The organism is Streptomyces sp. ITFR-6 (assembly GCF_031844725.1).
In the GTDB taxonomy this organism is placed as follows: Bacteria; Actinomycetota; Actinomycetes; order Streptomycetales; family Streptomycetaceae; genus Streptomyces.
In genome coordinates, this window is sequence record NZ_CP134612.1 from 1,738,227 (window position 1) to 1,755,029 (window position 16,803).

At 70.5% G+C, this 16,803-nt stretch carries 16 protein-coding genes; 9 read left to right on the top strand and 7 right to left on the bottom strand.

The genetic code is table 11. From position 1 onward, the window contains the following. The first annotated feature begins 36 nt into the window (after positions 1-36). Positions 37-921 (top strand): SIS domain-containing protein, encoded by an 885-nt coding sequence (locus RLT59_RS07750; RefSeq protein WP_311302737.1) that lies wholly within the window; start codon positions 37-39, stop codon positions 919-921. A 4-nt stretch (positions 922-925) separates the two neighbouring features. Further along, complete coding sequence (locus RLT59_RS07755; RefSeq protein ID WP_311302738.1) at positions 926-1,882, top strand: acyl-CoA thioester hydrolase/BAAT C-terminal domain-containing protein; 957 nt, start codon at positions 926-928, stop codon at positions 1,880-1,882. Here RLT59_RS07755 and RLT59_RS07760 read toward each other — a convergent pair. Further along, a complete protein-coding gene (locus tag RLT59_RS07760; RefSeq protein WP_311302739.1) occupies positions 1,864-2,403 on the bottom strand; it encodes a hypothetical protein in 540 nt (179 codons plus the stop codon). The two genes, RLT59_RS07755 and RLT59_RS07760, sit on opposite strands and share 19 nt — an antisense overlap. A gap of 100 nt (positions 2,404-2,503) precedes the next feature. After that, the gene (locus RLT59_RS07765; RefSeq protein WP_311302740.1) at positions 2,504-3,193 is read right to left on the bottom strand and encodes a TetR/AcrR family transcriptional regulator; all 690 of its coding nucleotides are present in this window, start codon (positions 3,191-3,193) and stop codon (positions 2,504-2,506) included. A 123-nt stretch (positions 3,194-3,316) separates the two neighbouring features. Between RLT59_RS07765 and RLT59_RS07770 the strand changes: the two genes are divergently transcribed. After that, positions 3,317-4,267 (top strand): NAD(P)-dependent alcohol dehydrogenase, encoded by a 951-nt coding sequence (locus RLT59_RS07770; protein WP_311307641.1) that lies wholly within the window; start codon positions 3,317-3,319, stop codon positions 4,265-4,267. Positions 4,268-4,283: 16 nt separating this feature from the next. Here RLT59_RS07770 and RLT59_RS07775 read toward each other — a convergent pair whose 3' ends face one another. Continuing rightward, positions 4,284-4,685, bottom strand: coding sequence for a Zn-ribbon domain-containing OB-fold protein (locus RLT59_RS07775; RefSeq protein WP_311302741.1), 402 nt, complete (start codon positions 4,683-4,685; stop codon positions 4,284-4,286). Positions 4,686-4,817: 132 nt separating this feature from the next. Further along, on the bottom strand, positions 4,818-5,486 hold the full coding sequence (locus RLT59_RS07780; RefSeq protein WP_311307642.1) for a TetR family transcriptional regulator: 669 nt from the start codon (positions 5,484-5,486) through the stop codon (positions 4,818-4,820). Positions 5,487-5,629: 143 nt separating this feature from the next. Here RLT59_RS07780 and RLT59_RS07785 point away from each other — a divergent pair, with 143 nt between their 5' ends. Both RLT59_RS07785 and RLT59_RS07790 read left to right on the top strand, forming a co-directional pair. Next, positions 5,630-6,415, top strand: coding sequence for an electron transfer flavoprotein subunit beta/FixA family protein (locus RLT59_RS07785; RefSeq protein ID WP_311302742.1), 786 nt, complete (start codon positions 5,630-5,632; stop codon positions 6,413-6,415). Positions 6,416-6,475: 60 nt separating this feature from the next. Continuing rightward, a complete protein-coding gene (locus RLT59_RS07790) occupies positions 6,476-7,438 on the top strand; it encodes an electron transfer flavoprotein subunit alpha/FixB family protein (protein ID WP_311302743.1) in 963 nt (320 codons plus the stop codon). Between the two features lie 86 nt (positions 7,439-7,524). On the opposite strand, the gene RLT59_RS07795 is transcribed toward RLT59_RS07790, so the two are convergent. From RLT59_RS07795 to RLT59_RS07805, 3 genes are all read right to left on the bottom strand, one after another. Further along, positions 7,525-8,706, bottom strand: coding sequence for a macrolide family glycosyltransferase (locus RLT59_RS07795; protein WP_399125007.1), 1,182 nt, complete (start codon positions 8,704-8,706; stop codon positions 7,525-7,527). Between the two features lie 254 nt (positions 8,707-8,960). Further along, positions 8,961-9,602 carry a CatB-related O-acetyltransferase gene (locus RLT59_RS07800; protein WP_311302744.1) on the bottom strand — a complete coding sequence of 214 codons (642 nt, stop codon included), beginning with the start codon at positions 9,600-9,602 and terminating at the stop codon, positions 8,961-8,963. A 107-nt stretch (positions 9,603-9,709) separates the two neighbouring features. Then, positions 9,710-10,984 carry a lipase family protein gene (locus tag RLT59_RS07805; protein ID WP_399125010.1) on the bottom strand — a complete coding sequence of 425 codons (1,275 nt, stop codon included), beginning with the start codon at positions 10,982-10,984 and terminating at the stop codon, positions 9,710-9,712. A 213-nt stretch (positions 10,985-11,197) separates the two neighbouring features. On the opposite strand from RLT59_RS07805, the gene RLT59_RS07810 reads away from it, so the two are divergent. The 4 genes from RLT59_RS07810 (at position 11,198) to RLT59_RS07825 (ending at position 16,802) form a co-directional block, all read left to right on the top strand. Next, positions 11,198-12,013, top strand: a complete 816-nt coding sequence (locus tag RLT59_RS07810; protein WP_311302745.1) for an SAM-dependent methyltransferase — start codon at positions 11,198-11,200, stop codon at positions 12,011-12,013. Positions 12,014-12,742: 729 nt separating this feature from the next. Continuing rightward, positions 12,743-15,097 (top strand): sensor histidine kinase, encoded by a 2,355-nt coding sequence (locus tag RLT59_RS07815; protein WP_311302746.1) that lies wholly within the window; start codon positions 12,743-12,745, stop codon positions 15,095-15,097. Continuing rightward, positions 15,094-15,498, top strand: coding sequence for a roadblock/LC7 domain-containing protein (locus RLT59_RS07820; RefSeq protein WP_311302747.1), 405 nt, complete (start codon positions 15,094-15,096; stop codon positions 15,496-15,498). Before RLT59_RS07815 ends, RLT59_RS07820 begins: the two co-directional genes overlap by 4 nt. 101 nt (positions 15,499-15,599) lie before the next feature. Next, positions 15,600-16,802 carry an ABC transporter substrate-binding protein gene (locus tag RLT59_RS07825; RefSeq protein WP_311302748.1) on the top strand — a complete coding sequence of 401 codons (1,203 nt, stop codon included), beginning with the start codon at positions 15,600-15,602 and terminating at the stop codon, positions 16,800-16,802. The last annotated feature ends 1 nt before the right edge of the window (position 16,803 follow it).

A 16,803-nucleotide genomic window follows, 5' to 3' on the forward strand; every position in this document is an offset into this window, starting at 1 on the left:
TTTACGAGCATCCCATCACCAGTACGGAGTGCAAAAGTGTCATTCGTCGAGATCGAGACAGCCAGTCAGCCGGACTGCTGGCGTCGCGCCGCAGATCTGGCGCAGAGCCAGGCGGCCGTACTGCCCGCGGCCGGTGAGCGCATCGCCGTGGTGGGCTGCGGCACCTCGTTCTACATGGCTCAGGCATACGCCCCGCTCCGTGAGGACTCCGGCCAGGGCGAGACCGATGCCTTCGCCGCCTCGGAGTTCCCGTTCGGCCGCCGCTACGACCGAGTCGTGGCCCTCAGCCGTTCCGGCACCACGACCGAGGTGCTCGAACTCCTCGACCGGCTGCGCGGTGTCACCCCGACGGTGGCCATCACCGGTGACCCGCAGACCCCGGTGATGACGTCCGCGGACGCGGTCGTGGTGCTTGACTTCGCCGACGAGCAGTCCGTCGTGCAGACCCGCTTCGCGACCACGCTGCTGACCCTGCTCCGCGCCCACCTCGGTCTGCACACCGACGCCGTGATCCGCGACGCGGAGACCGCGCTGGCCGAACCGCTGCCCGAAGGGCTCCTGGACTGCACCCAGTTCACCTTCCTCGGCCGAGGCTGGACGGCCGGTCTCGCCAACGAGGCCGCGCTGAAGATGAAGGAGGCCTCACTGTCCTGGACGGAGGCCTACGCCGCTATGGAGTACCGCCACGGCCCCATCAGCATTGCCACCGAGGGCACCGCGACCTGGATGTTCGGCACCGCGCCCGAGGGGCTGCGCGAGCAGGTCGAGGAGACCGGCGCCCGCTGGGTGGAGAGCGGTCTGGACCCGCTGGCCGAGCTGGTCCGCGTCCAGCGCCTGGCCATCGCCCGCGCCGCCGCCCGCGGCCTGGACCCGGACAGCCCGCGCCACCTCACCCGTTCCGTGGTGCTGGCCGACGCCTGAGCCGGTGCCGGACATCGTCGAGGGCGGCGCGGATGCCGCGGCCGGGCGCGGCGCGGATGCCTGGACGGGTTTCCGCGCCGCGCCCGCCCTCGGCAGTGACGCCGGGGTGCTCGTGCTCTCGGGGTCCAGCGGGCGGGTCGAGGAGGAGCGGTGCCGGCTGCTGACCCGGGAGGGCCTGGCCGCCCTCTCGATCCGCTGGTTCGGCGGCCCCGGACAGCCGCCGGGCATCTGTGAAGTCCCGCTGGAGACCTTCGTGTCCGCGCTCGACCGGCTCCGCGCGGAGGGGGCCCGCCGCATCAGCGTGCTGGGGGTCTCCAAGGGCGCGGAGGCGGCGCTGCACCTGTCCGTGCTCCAGCCCGGCATCGACGCCGTGGTGGCGCTCTCCCCCACCTCGCTGACCTGGGCCAACATCGGCCCCGGCCGGGACGGTCCGGCGGCTCCCCACCGGTCCTCCTGGACCTGGCGCGGGCAGCCGCTGCCGTTCGTTCCCTACGCCGCCGGCTGGACGGCCTCCGAGCCGGCGGGCGCCCCGGTCTCGGTCCTCGGCTGGTACGAGCAGAGCGTGCGGGCCCGCCCGGACCTGGTCACCGCCGCGGCCGTCCCGGTGGAGAGGTCCGCAGCCGAACTCGTGCTGGTCGCGGGCGGGGACGACCTGATGTGGCCCTCGCTCCGGTACGCGCAGGAGCTGGCCGCCCGGCGGCGGGCGGCAGGCCTCCCCGTCCGGCTGGTCACCCGCGCCGACGCGGGACACCGGCCCCGGCTGCCCGGCGAGGGAGCCCTGCCCGCGTCCGCCACGTTCCGGCACGGCGGCTCACCGGCGGCCGACGCGGCGCTCGGAGCGGCCGCCTGGCCGCACATACGCCGCGCGCTCCTCGGCCCGCGTCCCAGTGGTACGGTCCCGGCCGCGCCGACCGCCGATCAGGGCCCCGCGCCGACCGCCGGTCAGGACTCCTCGAAGTAGGCGTCCAGGACCGCGTCGAACCCTTCCGTCCACTCCTTGAGGCTGCTCCTGGCCGCCGCCTCGACCTCGGCGTTGAACCACCGCATGCTCGACATGTGGACCGTGACCGTGAACCGGCGGCCGAACCGGGCCGGCTTCAGCTCCACCGCGCCGATCTCGTCCCAGCGGAAGTCGGCCTCCTGGTCGTCCAGCGTGAACCGGATACCCGCGCGGTCCGCGGTGATCGAGCCGCGGCGGTCGCTCACCTCGAACGCGGGACCGTCCTCGCCCGTGTTCGCCTTCTCGTCCTCGTCCTCCTCGTCGTCCGCCGCCTCCGCGACGGCCTCGCCGTCGGATTCCGCTTCCCCGGACGCGGCCTCCGCCTCGGCGGGCACGGCGTCCTCGGGTACGGGCTCCTCGGTCCGCTCCGGCTCCTCGTCCGCCTTTCCGGTGGCTCGGGGGGCCGTGAGACCAGGGATGTACGCCGGGTCTGTCCCTGCGGCGTACACGGGCTGAGTGTTGGGATCTATGCGCTGCTCCACGGCGGGCAGTATGGCCGACGAACCTGTACGGGGCCAGTAAGACCGTGTCCACCCGCCCGGTTCGGGGCTCTGCGCGGGCAGCCGAACCGGCCGGGCGGTGTCACGGACCGGGCGGAAGCCGGTGGACGCGGTTCAGTTCCAGCAGGGCGGGCGGCGGGAGCGGTGCGGCGTGCTCGGCCCGGAAGGACTGGAGCAGGTAGCCGGTGAGCCGCCGGGATGCGGCCGCCGAGACCTCCGGAGAGTCTCCGGCGACGCCGTTGTTCGCCAGCAGCAGGAGCGTGACGTCGCTGGGGTCGAAGTCGGCGCGGAGCTGCCCCGACTCCTGCGCGCGCCACACCAGTCGGGCGATGCCCTCCTCCGCGCGGACGCGCTGTCCGTCGAGGTCCACGGCGTCGGGGAACCGGGAGAGGAACGCGGCGGTGCAGCCCCGGTCGGTGGCCTGCATCGCGCACACCTTCTCGATGAGCGAGCAGAAGCCGCGCCAGGGGTCGGGGTCCCGCAGCGCGGCGTCGAGGGCCGCGACGCACACGGCGAGCTGCTCGGAGAAGGCCTCCGTGACGAGGGCGGCGCGCGTGGGGAAGCGCCGGTAGAGCGTGGCGACCCCGACACCGGCCCGGCGGGCGATCGTCGTGACGGGCACGTCGATGCCGTGGGCCGCGTAGGCCTCCCGGGCGGCTTCGAGGATGCGGTCACGGTTGTGCTGGGCGTCGGCCCGCAGCCTGGCCGGGGCGGCGGAGGCGGAGGTTTCACCGGCCTTGGCGGGGCACTTCCGAGAGGGCTGAGCAGGCATGTCTCTCACTTTACGGTAAGTGGAAGGCACCATCCACTTAGCCTGTTAGCTTGAGGAGAAGGAAGCGGAAACATCATCCCGCTTACGTTTCCCGAGGCAGAGCAGGACAGATACGTGGACGAGATGCGCGCGGCCCTCTACGACCGGTACGGCCCTCCGGAGGTGCTGTATGTGGGCAAGGTGCCCGTGCCGGACGTCAAGCCTGGCGAGGTACTGGTCCGCGTCAGGGCGGTCGGGCTCAACGGCGGTGAGCTGTACGGCCGGGCCGGAAAGGTACGCCTGGTGACGGGGCGTCGATTCCCCCAGCGCACCGGGATCGACTTCGCGGGCGAGATCGCCGCGCTGGGCCCGTCCGTGACCGGGGTGCGGGTGGGCGAGCAGGTGTGGGGCATTCTGCCGAGGCGGATGGGCAGCGCGGCGGAGTACGTCGCCGTCACCGCGCGGAACATCTCGCACGCTCCGGCGAACCTGACGCCCGAACAGGCCGTCTCCCTGGTGGCCGGCGGCACGACGAGCCTGACCGCGCTGATCGACAAGGCCGGCCTCAAGCCCGGCGAGCGGCTTCTGGTACGCGGGGGCAGCGGCGGGGTCGGAAGCGTCGGGGTCCAGGTCGGCGCGTTGCTTGGCGCCCGTGTCACCGCTCTCGCGGGGGCGAAGAACCTCGACTTCGTGCGAGGCCTGGGAGCCGAAGAGGCCTTCGACTACCGGACGACCGGACCCGCCGAACTGGGCGCCTTCGACGTCGTCCTGGACACGGTCGGCACCCGGCACCGCGACTTCCGGCGGCTGTTGGCCCCGGGCGGGCGCATGGTGGCCGTGTCCTTCGACATCGACAACACCTTCCGCTCCCTCGCCTACCTCCTCGCCTCGACCCGCCACGGCTCCGGGCGCGTACGGTTCTTCAGCGGCAACCCGGACACCGGACTGCTCACCCGGCTGGCCCGGTACGCGGAGGACGGCAGCATCCGCCATGTCGTGGACACCGTCCGCCCTCTCGCGGACATCGCGGACGCCCACCGCGCCCTCGAAGCCGGCGGCGTACGCGGCAAGCACATCCTGCGGGTCGAGGAGTGAACCGCCCCGGGCGGTCTCAGTACCAGCCGGCCGTAAGCGGCGGGTCGCACAGTTCGAGGACCACCTCGCCCGCCTCCGAGGTCGTGCCGCCCACGGGCCGGACCCGGTCACCGACGCTCACCAGGTGGGGCGCCGCGCCCACGATCCGACACCGGTACACGAAACCCTCCGGGAACCGGACCAGCGACTCGTTCCGCATCACCCGCGAATAGCGGTTCACGACGCTGGACCGTACGACGACGCCGTGACCGTCGCTGCGTTCCGGTTCGAGATCGCTCGACGCGCAGACGGGGCACAGCAGTTTGCGGAACGAAGCGGTGCCGCACCATCGGCACAGCTGGTAGACCAGCCCCTCCACGGTATGCGGATCGGCCGTGTCGCGGGCCGTCCGCCCCACATCGGTTCCGGTACTGAACACGTCTCGGCCTCCCGCGCTCGACTGGGTGCGCCGCACCGCCGGCGACGGCACACCGGCACCGTATGGCACTTAGTGCCAGGACGTAAAGGTACTGAGTGCCGAAAGTTGCCGAAGCACCCCTCCGCCGGTCCCTCAGTCCTGGCCGAGAGCGGACTCGATGCGCTGCACCACCCGCCACATGGGGGCGCCCTTCGCCGCGACCATCACGATCACCTCGTCGTCCGCGGCGGTCACGGCGGGCCGCGCGGACGCCCGCCCCCACACCGTGCGGACGAGTTCGAGCGCCCGGTCCACCTCCGCGCCCGCATCGCCCTGACCGCCCGAACGCAGCCAGGACCGGAGGCCGTTGTTGTGCGCCGCGACCACGGAGGCGGCGATCACCTCGGCGCGCAGCGCGGCCTCCCTGGTGCCGTCGCCGCGCCGCTCCAGATATCCGGCGAGGGTCCGTTCGTAGCGGCGCACGACGGAGAGTTCATAGGTGCGCAGTCCGGGCACCTCCCGGGTGAGCCGGTAGCGCTGCACGGAGAACTCCGGGTTCACGGCGTACATCCGCAGGACGAGCCGGGCCGCGTCACACACCGTGTCCACCGGATCTCCGTCACCGGCGGCGTCCAGGAACGCGGTCATGTCCGCGAGACACCGCTCGTGATCGGGGAAGACCGCGTCCTCCTTCGACGGGAAGTAGCGGAAGAAGGAACGCCGCCCCACCCCCGCCCTGGCGACGATGTCGTCCACCGTGGTCCGCTCGAACCCGCGCTCCATGAAGAGCCCGAAGGCAGCCTCCGCGAGCACGTCACGCATGGGCGGCTTCTTGGCCGGTCCGCGGTCATCGGTCATGGCGGAAACGTAGCACCAGAAGCAGCCGTCCGGCACTGCGTACCTTTACTCAGGGTACTGAGTGCCATAGAGTCGGATCACGAACCGCATCAGTGAGGAGAGCCGGCGTGAGCTTGAGGATCGTTGTCTGTGTGAAGTACGTGCCCGACGCGACCGGTGACCGGCATTTCGCCGATGACCTGACGTTGGATCGTGAGGATGTCGACGGGCTGTTGTCGGAGCTGGATGAGTACGCGGTCGAGCAGGCGTTGCAGATCGCGGACGGTGCCGATGACGCGGAGGTGACCGTGTTGACGGTGGGTCCGGAGGATGCCAAGGACGCGTTGCGCAAGGCGTTGTCGATGGGTGCGGACAAGGCTGTTCATGTCGAGGACGACGATCTGCACGGCACGGATGTGATCGGTACGTCGTTGGTGCTGGCGAAGGCGGTCGAGAAGACGGGGTTCGACCTGGTGATCTCGGGGATGGCGTCGACGGACGGCACGATGGGTGTGGTTCCGGCGCTGCTCGCGGAGCGGCTGGGGGTGCCGCAGGTGACGCTGCTGTCCGAGGTGTCGGTGGAGGGCGGTGTGGTGCGGGGGCGTCGGGACGGTGACACGGCGTCGGAGCAGTTGGAGGCGTCGTTGCCGGCGGTGGTGTCGGTGACCGACCAGTCGGGTGAGGCGCGTTACCCGTCGTTCAAGGGGATCATGGCGGCGAAGAAGAAGCCGGTGGAGTCGCTGGATCTGGATGATCTGGGGATCGAGGCGGATGAGGTGGGTCTGGGTGGTTCCTGGACGGCGGTGGATTCCGCGGCCGCGCGTCCGGCCCGTACGGCGGGCACGATCGTGAAGGACGAGGGCGAGGGCGGCAAGGCGCTGGCGGAGTTCCTGGCCGGGCAGAAGTTCATCTGAGCCGTCGCGCTGTTCATCCCCGTTTCGTCGTTCGTCTCAATCGCAGGAGATTGAAGTTCCATGACTGAAGTTCTTGTCTATGTCGATCATGTGGACGGTGCTGTCCGCAAGCCCACCCTGGAGCTGCTGACGCTTGCCCGCCGTATCGGTGAGCCGGTCGCTGTCGCTCTGGGCAAGGGTGCCGCGGACACGGCCGCCACACTGGCCGAGCACGGTGCGGTCAGGGTGCTGACCGCGGATGCACCGGAGTTCGCCGAGTATCTGGTCGTGCCGAAGGTCGACGCGCTGCAGGCCGCCTTCGACGCGGTGTCCCCGGCCGCCGTGCTGCTGCCTTCCTCGGCGGAGGCCAAGGAGATCGCGGCGCGTCTCGCGGTCCGGATCGGGTCGGGCATCATCACCGACGCGGTGGATCTGGAGGCGGGTGAGCAGGGTCCGGTGGCCACGCAGTCCGCGTTCGCCGCTTCGTACACGACGAAGTCGCGTGTTTCCAGGGGTGTTCCGGTTGTCACGGTGAAGCCGAACTCGGCGCCGGTCGAGGCGGCTCCGGCCGCCGGCGCGGTGGAGTCCCTTACGGTGTCGTTCTCGGAGCGGGCCACCGGTACGAAGGTTGTGTCCCGTACGCCGCGTGAGTCGACGGGGCGTCCGGAGCTGACGGAGGCCGCGATCGTGGTCTCGGGTGGCCGGGGTGTCAATGGTGCGGAGAACTTCGGCATCATCGAGGCGCTCGCGGACTCGCTGGGTGCGGCGGTGGGTGCCTCTCGGGCGGCGGTGGACGCGGGCTGGTACCCGCACACCAACCAGGTCGGTCAGACCGGTAAGTCGGTCTCGCCGCAGCTGTATATCGCGTCGGGTATCTCGGGTGCGATCCAGCACCGGGCGGGGATGCAGACGTCGAAGACGATCGTCGCGGTCAACAAGGACGCGGAGGCGCCGATCTTCGATCTCGTCGATTACGGCGTCGTGGGTGACCTCTTCGATGTCGTGCCGCAGCTGACCGACGAGGTCAACACCCGCAAGGGCTGACCCGCACCCGCACCACGATCCAACGGCCCGGGGCCGCACGGTGAACACACCGCGCGGCCCCGCCGCCGTGATCGGGGCCGGAGGGATCAGTCCAGCAGCTCCTCGATGAGGTCTGCGGCCCTCATGGTGCCGCCCTCGGCCCGCGCCTCCGCACGCAGCCGCGCCGAACGATCCGCGACCGCCGGGTCGTCGACGAGCTCGATGAGGGCGGTCCGCAGCGCATCCGCCGTGGCGTCCTCCGTGTCGATGCGGCGGGCCACGCCGAGCTCCACGAGCCGGTCGGCGTTCATGAACTGATCGACGCCCTGGGGGACGGCGATCATCGGGACGCCGGCGAAGAGCCCCTCAGAACTGCCGCCCATGCCCGCATGGGTCACAAAGGCATCGGCCTGCTCCAGGATCTCCGGCTGGGGCACCCAGGAGTGCACCTCGACGTTGGACGGGATGTCACCGAGCTCGCGCCGGTCGGTGTGCCTGCCGACCTGGAGCACCACGTGCCAGCCGGGCAGGTCGCCGTACGCGGCCAGGCACTGGCGGTAGAACGCGGGCCGGTCGGTGTACGCCGAGCCCAGCGAAACCAGCAGGACGCGTTCCGCGCCCGCAGGACGGGTCCAGGGCTGCTCGCCGTCACGCGGGCCGCCGCACGAGCCGACGAACGTCACCGTGTCCATGTCGACGTCCTCGGCGTGCGGCTGCATCGCCCGGGGGATCAGGGCGAGGGTGTTCGCGGGGCGGCTGCAGAAGACGTCCACGTCGGTGGTGGTGGCACCGCACTCGCTGAGCCACCGGCTGAACCCCGCCCGGTACGCGTCGGCGCCGGGCAACTCCCAGAGCTTCGCCGCCACGTCCTCTCCGTAGCTCTCCCAGCCGACGATGGTCGGGGACAGCTGCATGAGGGGGCGGTGCTGCGATTCGGCCAGCGCACGCGCGGCGTATGCGCCGATGTCGTACAGGTAGAGGTCCGCGGGGTCCTCGTCGTAGAAGGCCCGCAGCTGCGGAAGGGCCTGGACGGCGTCGTCGAAGAAGAGGGTCATCGCGGCGATGGGGTCGTCGGGCCAGTTGTTGTCGGCGACCGGCAGCACGGTCCCGCACGGGACCAGCTCCGCACCGGTGGCCACGATCCGGTCGGCCACCATCGGGCCGTTGGCGTAGGTCACCCGGTGGCCGCGGGCCACCAGTTCGCGGATGACCTCAAGGCTCGGCAGCACGTGGCTGACGGCGGAGACACCGACCATCGCGATGTGCGCGCGGGAACGGGGACGGGACATGGGAATCACTCATTTCGGCTCTACGGCAAAAGGGACACGACAGACCGGCACGTCGGCCACCCCGGCGGATATGCCGGGTCGTGGACGCGCGCAAAGGTCATGCCGGACGCGGGCGGGGCACTGCCCCGACGGCGTCAGCCGTAGATCTGAAAAATGTGCATACCGTAAACCCTAGCCCGCGTTCCGGGCCCCCGCACACGGATATCGCGAGTGTCGCGCTCCGCTGCCGCGCGACGGCGCCACGGCGGAGGCTGTCACGCGGGCGGGGCCGCGGCCTCCAACTCGTCGACGCTGCCCGACATCAGGGTCCGCACATGCTCGGTGATGTGCTCCGTCGGCCAGTCCCACCAGGCCACCGCGAGCAGCCGGGCGATGTCCCGTTCGCTGTAGCGGGTGCGCAGGAGACGCGCCGGGTTGCCGCCGACGATCCCGTAGTCGGGCACGTCCTTGGTGACCACGGAACCGCTGCCGATGATCGCACCGTGCCCGATGCGCACCCCGGGAAGCACGGTGACGCTGTGCCCGAACCAGACGTCGTTGCCGACGACGGTGTCTCCCCGGCCCGGCAGTCCGGTCAGCAGGTCGAAGTGGTCCGTCCACGATCCGCCCATGGTCGGGAACGGGAAGGTGGAGGGGCCGTCCATACGGTGGTTGGCGCCGTTCATGATGAACCGCACCCCGGTGCCGAGCGCGCAGAACCTGCCGATGACCAGCTTCTCCGGGCCGTAGTGGTAGAGCACGTTGCGCGTCTCGAACGCGGTGGGGTCGTCCGGGTCGTCGTAGTAGGAGTACTCCCCCACCTCGATCAGCGGGGACTTCACCAGGGGCCTGAGCTGCACCACCCGCGGCTGGCCGGGCATCGGGTGGAGCAACGTCGGGTCGGCCGGCACTGACATGCGCGACTCCTTACGCGTGAGGGGCAGGACGGGCCCATGATCGTGCCCGTCGCCCCGCCGGGACAACGGGCTCCACCACGACCTCACTCGCCGGGCGGCTCCCCGTCTCACGCCGCCCGGTGGTCGACGACCACCTCACGGTACTGGACGGCGCCGGGCTCGCCTCCGGGGGCCGGGCAGCCGGGGCAGGGCTGGATCGGCATGCTCCAGCAGTTGGACGTGGCCGGCCTGCCCGCGAGCCGGTCGGTCAGCCATGAGATCGCGTTGCCCTGGTCGGTGATGAGCGGCACCACGTGGTTGGTGAGGAGCTTGTCGCCCAGGTTGGGCAGGATGACGGCGTCGTAGGTGATGTCGGCGCCCCTGCGGCACCAGTCCACGGCCAGCTGCCGGGCCTGTCCGTGCGGAACAATGTCGTCCTGGACGCCGGTCGCCAGGCGCACCGGTCCGGCCGGCTTGAGGTTGCCGATGCGCTGCTTGTCGAGGGCGGCCTGCGCGCGGGGCTCGGCGGCGATGACGTCACCTATGGACGCACCGCTGTTGGTCCACTTGCTGCTCTTGGCGAAGCCGTAGCCGAGGATCGCGTCGCCCACGCACTGGAGTTCGGCGGCCGAGGCGCTGGCCCCGCCGCCCTGGCTGTATCCGTACAGGCCGGTGCGCGAGCCGGCCGTGAGGGACGCCCCCGGCACCGCGTGCGCGGCGCGGGCGGCGTCCAGCAGTGCGTGGCCCTCGTCGACCCGGTTGACGTAGGTGTGCAGCCGGTCTGTCGTTCCGAGTCCGACGTAGTCGGTGACGACGACCGCGGTACCGGCGGCGAGCAGTCGGTAGATGGCCAGTGACTCGTAACCGACCGACACCGTCTCGCCGTTCAGGGTCAGCGGGTACTGGAGCGCCATCGAGGGCGCGCACTGGTCGCCCTGGCCCATCGTGCCCGAGGCCACCGCCATCAGCGGCCGGGGGCCGCCACGCTTCCAGGCGGCGGACGGCTCGATGTAGGCGCCGGTCACCGCGACCGGCTGCCCGTTGGAGTCGGTCGACCGGTACATCAGCCGGGTGGCGGTGCCGGGCATCGGACGGCCGTCGAGGCCCGGAATGCCCAGCCCCAGAGGGAGCGGCTCATGGCGGATCAACGCGCCATTGGCTGCGGGAAGTTTCGTGGGCGGGGTGTAGAAGTCGGGGATCGTCACGCCCCGGGACACCACGGGCTCCGCCCCGCCGGCGGCCGTGGCGGGTACGGCGTACGTGATCGCACAGGCGGCCACCGTCACGGCGACGGCCGGCGCCCGTGCGGTGCCGGCACGTCGCGAACGGCCTTTCGGCGTAACCGGCGTTACCGGCTCCGCGGTCCTGAAGGTGGAACGCGAAAGGGTGCTCTTGCGGCTCACAGCTCACTCCTCGCTCTGCTCCGATATACGGGTGAGCGCAAGCTAGCAGCGGAACTTACCGCGGGTAACCCGTCAGTAAGTTACGCTGCGGTAACCATTCCCCGCGTGGCGGTGGGACCGGGTGCGCGAATGAACTGGGCTTGTCCGGAGCGCGCGTTGCCTATTCTTGGGGCCAGCTGATCAGCCAACGCCTCACGCACTCTGGAGTTCACCATGTCCGTACCGGGGAACGACGCCACCTCCCTGCGCATCGACACCAGCAAGCCGCACCCCGCGCGGATGTACGACTGGTTCCTCGGCGGCAAGGACAACTACCCGGTGGACGAGGCGATGGGACGCCAGATGCTCGCACTCGAACCGGGCATCCCGGTGATGGCGAAGGTGAACCGGGCCTTCATGCACCGCGCCACCCGCTGGCTCTCGGGCCAGGGCATCCGGCAGTTCCTCGACATCGGTACGGGCATACCCACCGAGCCGAACCTGCATCAGGTGGCCCAGAGCTCCGAGCCCGCCACCCGGGTCGTCTACTGCGATAACGACCCGATCGTGCTGGCCCACGCCGAAGCCCTGCTGAGCGGCACCCCGCAGGGCGCGATCGACTACGTGCAGGCCGACGCGCGCGATGTGGAGGCCATCCTCGAACACGCTGGAAAGACACTGGACTTCAGCCAGCCGGTCGCGCTCTCGTTGATCTCGCTCCTGCACTTCGTGAGTGACGAGGACGGCGCCTATGAGCTGACCAGAAGGCTCTGCGACGTCCTGGCGCCGGGCAGCCACATGGTGATCTCGCACCTCACCGCCGACTTCCACCCGGAGGAGGCCCGGAAGGTCGACGAGATGTACAAGGCCAACACCCTCACGCTGGCCCCGCGCGACCGTCAGCAGTTCGCCGCCTTCTTCGACGGACTGGAGATCGTCGAGCCCGGCATCGTGGCCGCAGAGGCATGGCACCCCGAGCTCGGCAAACCGGTCCCCGGCCAGGACGACATCATCAGCGCGGGGTACGTGGCGGTGGGCCGCAAGCCGTAGGGACGGCACCTCACCGGGCTCCGTCACCTCCGCCGCACCGGGGGCGGCGGAGCCCGGCGGCGATCGGCCACAACCGCTCGGGCGCCCCCTCCGAACGGCGTCACTTCAGGCACGCACGGCATCGCTCACGGTTCGTCACCGAATCTGGCGCATCAACACCAACCCTTTGCCATAAGGGACTTGCGCACAGCCGGCTCCACCCGTGTCGGACGCCGGCCCGCCACACGCATCCGTCGGCGCGGAGGCTGTCCGAAACGGTCACCATCGCTCTTCGGATCTAACCATTCCGCAACGGCGATCCGGAACCTTGCCCGGACAGCTCGACGCCGGGCGAGATGCGGCACGCGTGCATCCCGCATTCAGATGCGACTGCTCGTCATCCGTATACGCCATAACAGCCACGGCGTTCCGACCGAGGCGCCCATGAGATTCCGCTTAGCCTCTCGGGCTGCTCTCTTTGACTCGGGCTGCTCTCTTTGAGCAGTATCGATCGAGTCGGATCGGTTCAACATCGCCCCCTGCGCGCAAACTTTCACCGATCTTCGCATCGGTAGTTGCGTGGCACGGCATAGGATCAGGCCGCGCCGCCGGGGTCCCGCCCGCCCCTCCTGTCCCGACTGCAACTGTGCACACGATGCACCCATGTCCGTATCGACACCCCCACACCCCGTTAACAGGTATCTTTGTGTCACCGATACTCAGCACCGGTTCCGGTGATGGAGCCGTGCAGTGAAAATCAATCGCCGTCTCGTCCTGCTCGTCAGCGCACCTCTCACGGTCGCGGTCACCTTCTCGGTTCTCGCCCTCGCACCCGCCACCAGCCAGGCCCTCCAGGCCTACCGGCTGACGAAGATGGTGGATGTCGCGGCAGCCGCAGGTGATCTGACGTACCAGCTGCAGCGCGAGCGGGCCACCGCCACCGCGTTGGTCTCCAAGCAGGGAACTCCCGACGCCTTCCTCACGAGTTCCAACGCGACCGACAAGAGCATCGCCGCCTTCAACAGCAGTACGTCCCACCTGTCCGAAGTACCCGGCAGCGCGCGGACTGCGCTGACCCGTATCCAGCGCTTCACCGAGGAGCTGCCGACCCTGCGTGCCCAGGTGCGCTCGGGCAGCAGCACCATCTCCGCGCTCGCCTTCGGCTACCGGATCGTCATCGCCGACCTCAACGGCTACCGCGACGGCATCGCGCTGGCCGACGGAGTCGACGCCGACATCGCGGACCGCATCCGCGCCGCGGCCGCCCTGTCCGAGGCCACAGAGCACACGGCCCAGCAACAGGTCACCGTGGCAAGAGCACAGGCCGCGGGCGGCTTCACCATCGCCTCGCAGCGCACTTTCGACGCCAGCCGGCTGGGCTACACGGAGTCGACCGGTGTCATGTTCGGCCTCGGTCCCGCCGAGTGGCGGACCTGGCTGGAGCGCACCCTTTCCGGCCCGAAGGCGCTGGCGGCCCGGCAGCTGGAGGACAGGATCGGTCGTACGGGCACCAACAGGAGCATCGACGTCTCCGCGCAGGAGTGGCTGAAGGCCTCCGACGACCGTCAGACGCTGCTGCGCGCCGTGGAGAGGAGGATCGACGCCTCCGTCATCGTGACGGTCTCCAAGGAGCGCACCCGCCTCATGTGGACCGCGGGCGCCGAGGTCACCCTGGTGCTGCTGACCCTCGTGGGCGCTGTCGTCCTCGCCGTCCGCCTGGGGCGCGTCATCATCCGGCGGCTGCGAGATCTGCGCAACGCCGCGCACGAGGTCGCCCACACCGGACTCCCCGCCGTGATGAGCGAGTTGTCCCAGCCCGGCGGGCTGAGCGGCTCCACACCCGAGCAGGTCGCCGAGCGGTCGGGCAACCCGGTCGGGACCACGGGCGGGGACGAGATCGGTGAGGTGGGCGAGGCGTTCAACGCCGTCCACCACGAGGCCGTACGGCTGGCCGCACAACAGGCCCGAGTGCACGAGCAGTTCGCCGAGACCCTGGTCCGGGTCGCCCGGCGGGGCGCTCAGCTGACCAGCGTCATGGTGTCCGAGCTCGACGCGGTGCAGCGCGACGAGGCCGACCCCGACCGCATGCAGACGCTGTTCGCGCTCGACCACCTCGCCATCCGCATGGAGCGCAACACCAACAACCTGCTCGTACTGGGCGGTTACGGCAACGCCCGGGTGCGTTCGGCCGACATCGGCTGCTCCACGGTCATCGTGGCGGCAGCCCAGCAGATCGAGCGCTTCGACCGCGTCTCCCTCGGCGTCATCGAATCGGGCATCGGCATCGCCGCACGCGCCGTGCACGACGTGGCGCACATCCTGGCGGAACTCCTCGACAACGCCACCCGCTTCTCGCCCCCCGACGCGCCGGTCGGGGTCGCCCTGTGGCGGCTGCGGGACCGGGCCGTCGTGCAGATCGTCGACGAGGGAGTGGGGATCACGCCCGAACGCCGCGCCGTCCACAACGCCGCGCTGCGCGAGCCGAAGGGCGGCATCGGGGACGTCCGCTCCATGGGTCTGCATGTGGTGGCCCGGCTCTCCGCACGCCACGGCATCGTGGTCGAACTGCGTGACTCCTCCGGCCCCGGCACCATTGCCGAGGTCACCCTGCCGGCCGGCGTACTGACCGAGATCCCGCAGGAGACCGCGCCGGGCGCGCCCGGCGCGGAACATGGCAACGATGTCCGCTACGAGGCGCCCCGTCCCGTCACGGCACTCGGACAGTCCGTCCGCAGGCAGCCGGGCCGCGGAAACGCCCCGTCCGGCGGCGCCCGCGCGGCGGACACCGTCGGCGGAGGGCGGGAGCACGCCACCACCGCGGCTCCGCATCCCGCGCATGACGAACAGGTCTCACGCGTGGCCGGAGTCAGCTCCTCGGGTCTGCCCCTGAGGCAGCGCAGCACGCCCCAGCAGTGGCCCACCCTGGGCAAGCGGGGCACCACCGATCAGCGGTCCGGCGCCACCGCACCGAGGCCGTCGCCCCGCCGCCGGGACTCCCGGCAGGTCTCCGACGTCCTCGCGGCCTACGCCCAGGGGATCAACCGGAGCACGAACACCCGTGGGCGTTCCGCTACCGACGACAACACCGAACGGACCAAGAAATGACCTCACCCACCGACCTGAGCTGGATCCTGAGCGACTTCGCCGGACGCATTCCGGAGGTCACCCAGGCGATAGCCGTGTCCGTGGACGGACTCGCGCTGGCATACACCGGTGTGGAGCGCGACGACGCCGACCGGCTGGCGGCCATCGCCTCCGGCGTCGTCAACCTGCTGTCCGCCGCCGCCCAGTTGACGAACACCGACCCCGTCGAGCACAGCCTCACCGCGATGGAGGGCGGCTACATGTTCTCGATGGCCGTCTCCAGCGGTGCCTCGCTCCTGGTGACCACCACCAGGGACGCGGACATCGGCGAGGTCAGCTACATGATGTCCGAACTGATCAACCAGGTCGGTGACTCGCTGTCCCCCCAGGTCCGCACCACCGGCGGCCCGCCCGCCCGCTGACCGGCGGCCGTTCCCCCGGCGCCGCACCCGGCCCGGCCGCCGTCCCCGCTCGGCGGCCGGGTCACCCCGTTCCGCCCATCACTCCCCCGATGAGAGCCCTCATGTTCTTCGACATATCCCGTCCACGCCACCGCAGAATCCGGCCGGTGGGCGCTGCCGCCCTCGCCCTCGGGCTGGCAGCCGTCACCGGGTGCAGCAGCGACAGCGGCACCGGCGACGAGACCGTGAAGGTCGGCCTGGTGGCCTCCCTGTCCGGCACCTACAAGCCGGTCGGTACGGACCTGCGCGCCGGCTTCGAGCTGTATCTGAAGACGCACGGCAACAAGCTCGGCGGCCGCAAGGTCGAGCTGATCGTCGCGGACGAGGGCGACGGTCCCCCCACCGCCGTTCCCGCCGCCACCAAGCTGGTCAAGAAGGACAAGGTCGACGTGCTGACGGGCCTCGTCAGCGGTGGCTCGGTCGCCGCGGTGATGCCGCTGGTCAACCAGGCCAAGATCCCCTTCCTCGGGTCGAACGCCCGCCCGCCGGTCAAGGACCTCAAGTACGTCTGGACGACGAGCTTCATGTCCGACGAGCCGGGCAAGGCCATCGCCCCGTACGTCAAGGAGAAGGTGAACGGCCCGGTCTACGCGATCGGCCCGGACTACCAGGGCGGTTACGACGAACTGCGCGGCTTCACCGACGAGTTCAAGCGCATCAAGGGCAAGCTCGCCAACCCGGACGGCAAGACGACCTGGACGCCGTTCCCGAAGACCACGAACTTCATGCCGTACTTCGCCGACATCGCCAAGACGGACGCGAAGGCGGTCTACTCCTTCTACGCCGGCAAGGCCGCGATCGACTTCGCCAAGCAGTACGCCCAGTCCGACGTCGCCGACCTGCCGCTGTACACGGCCTTCGTCACCGAGGGCAGCGTGCTCCAGGCGCAGGGCGACGCGGCGAAGGACATCTACTCGGTCCTGAACTACGCCCCCGACCTCGACAACACGGCCAACCGCAAGTTCGCCGCCGACTGGACGGCCGCGCACGACTCCCAGCCGACCACGTACGCGATGTCGTCGTACGACGCTGCCGCCGTGCTGGACAAGGCGATCGCCGACGCCGCGAAGAAGGGCGACGTGACGCCCGAGACCATCAACACGGCCATCGCGGGCCTGGGCCAGATCGACAGCCCGCGCGGCGCCTGGGAGTTCGGCGAGAAGGCGCACTCCCCGGTGCAGACCTGGTACCTGCGCCAGGTGCGCCCCGACGGCAACCAGCTCGCCAACGTCATGGTCCAGGACCTGGCGACCCTCGGCGGCTGAC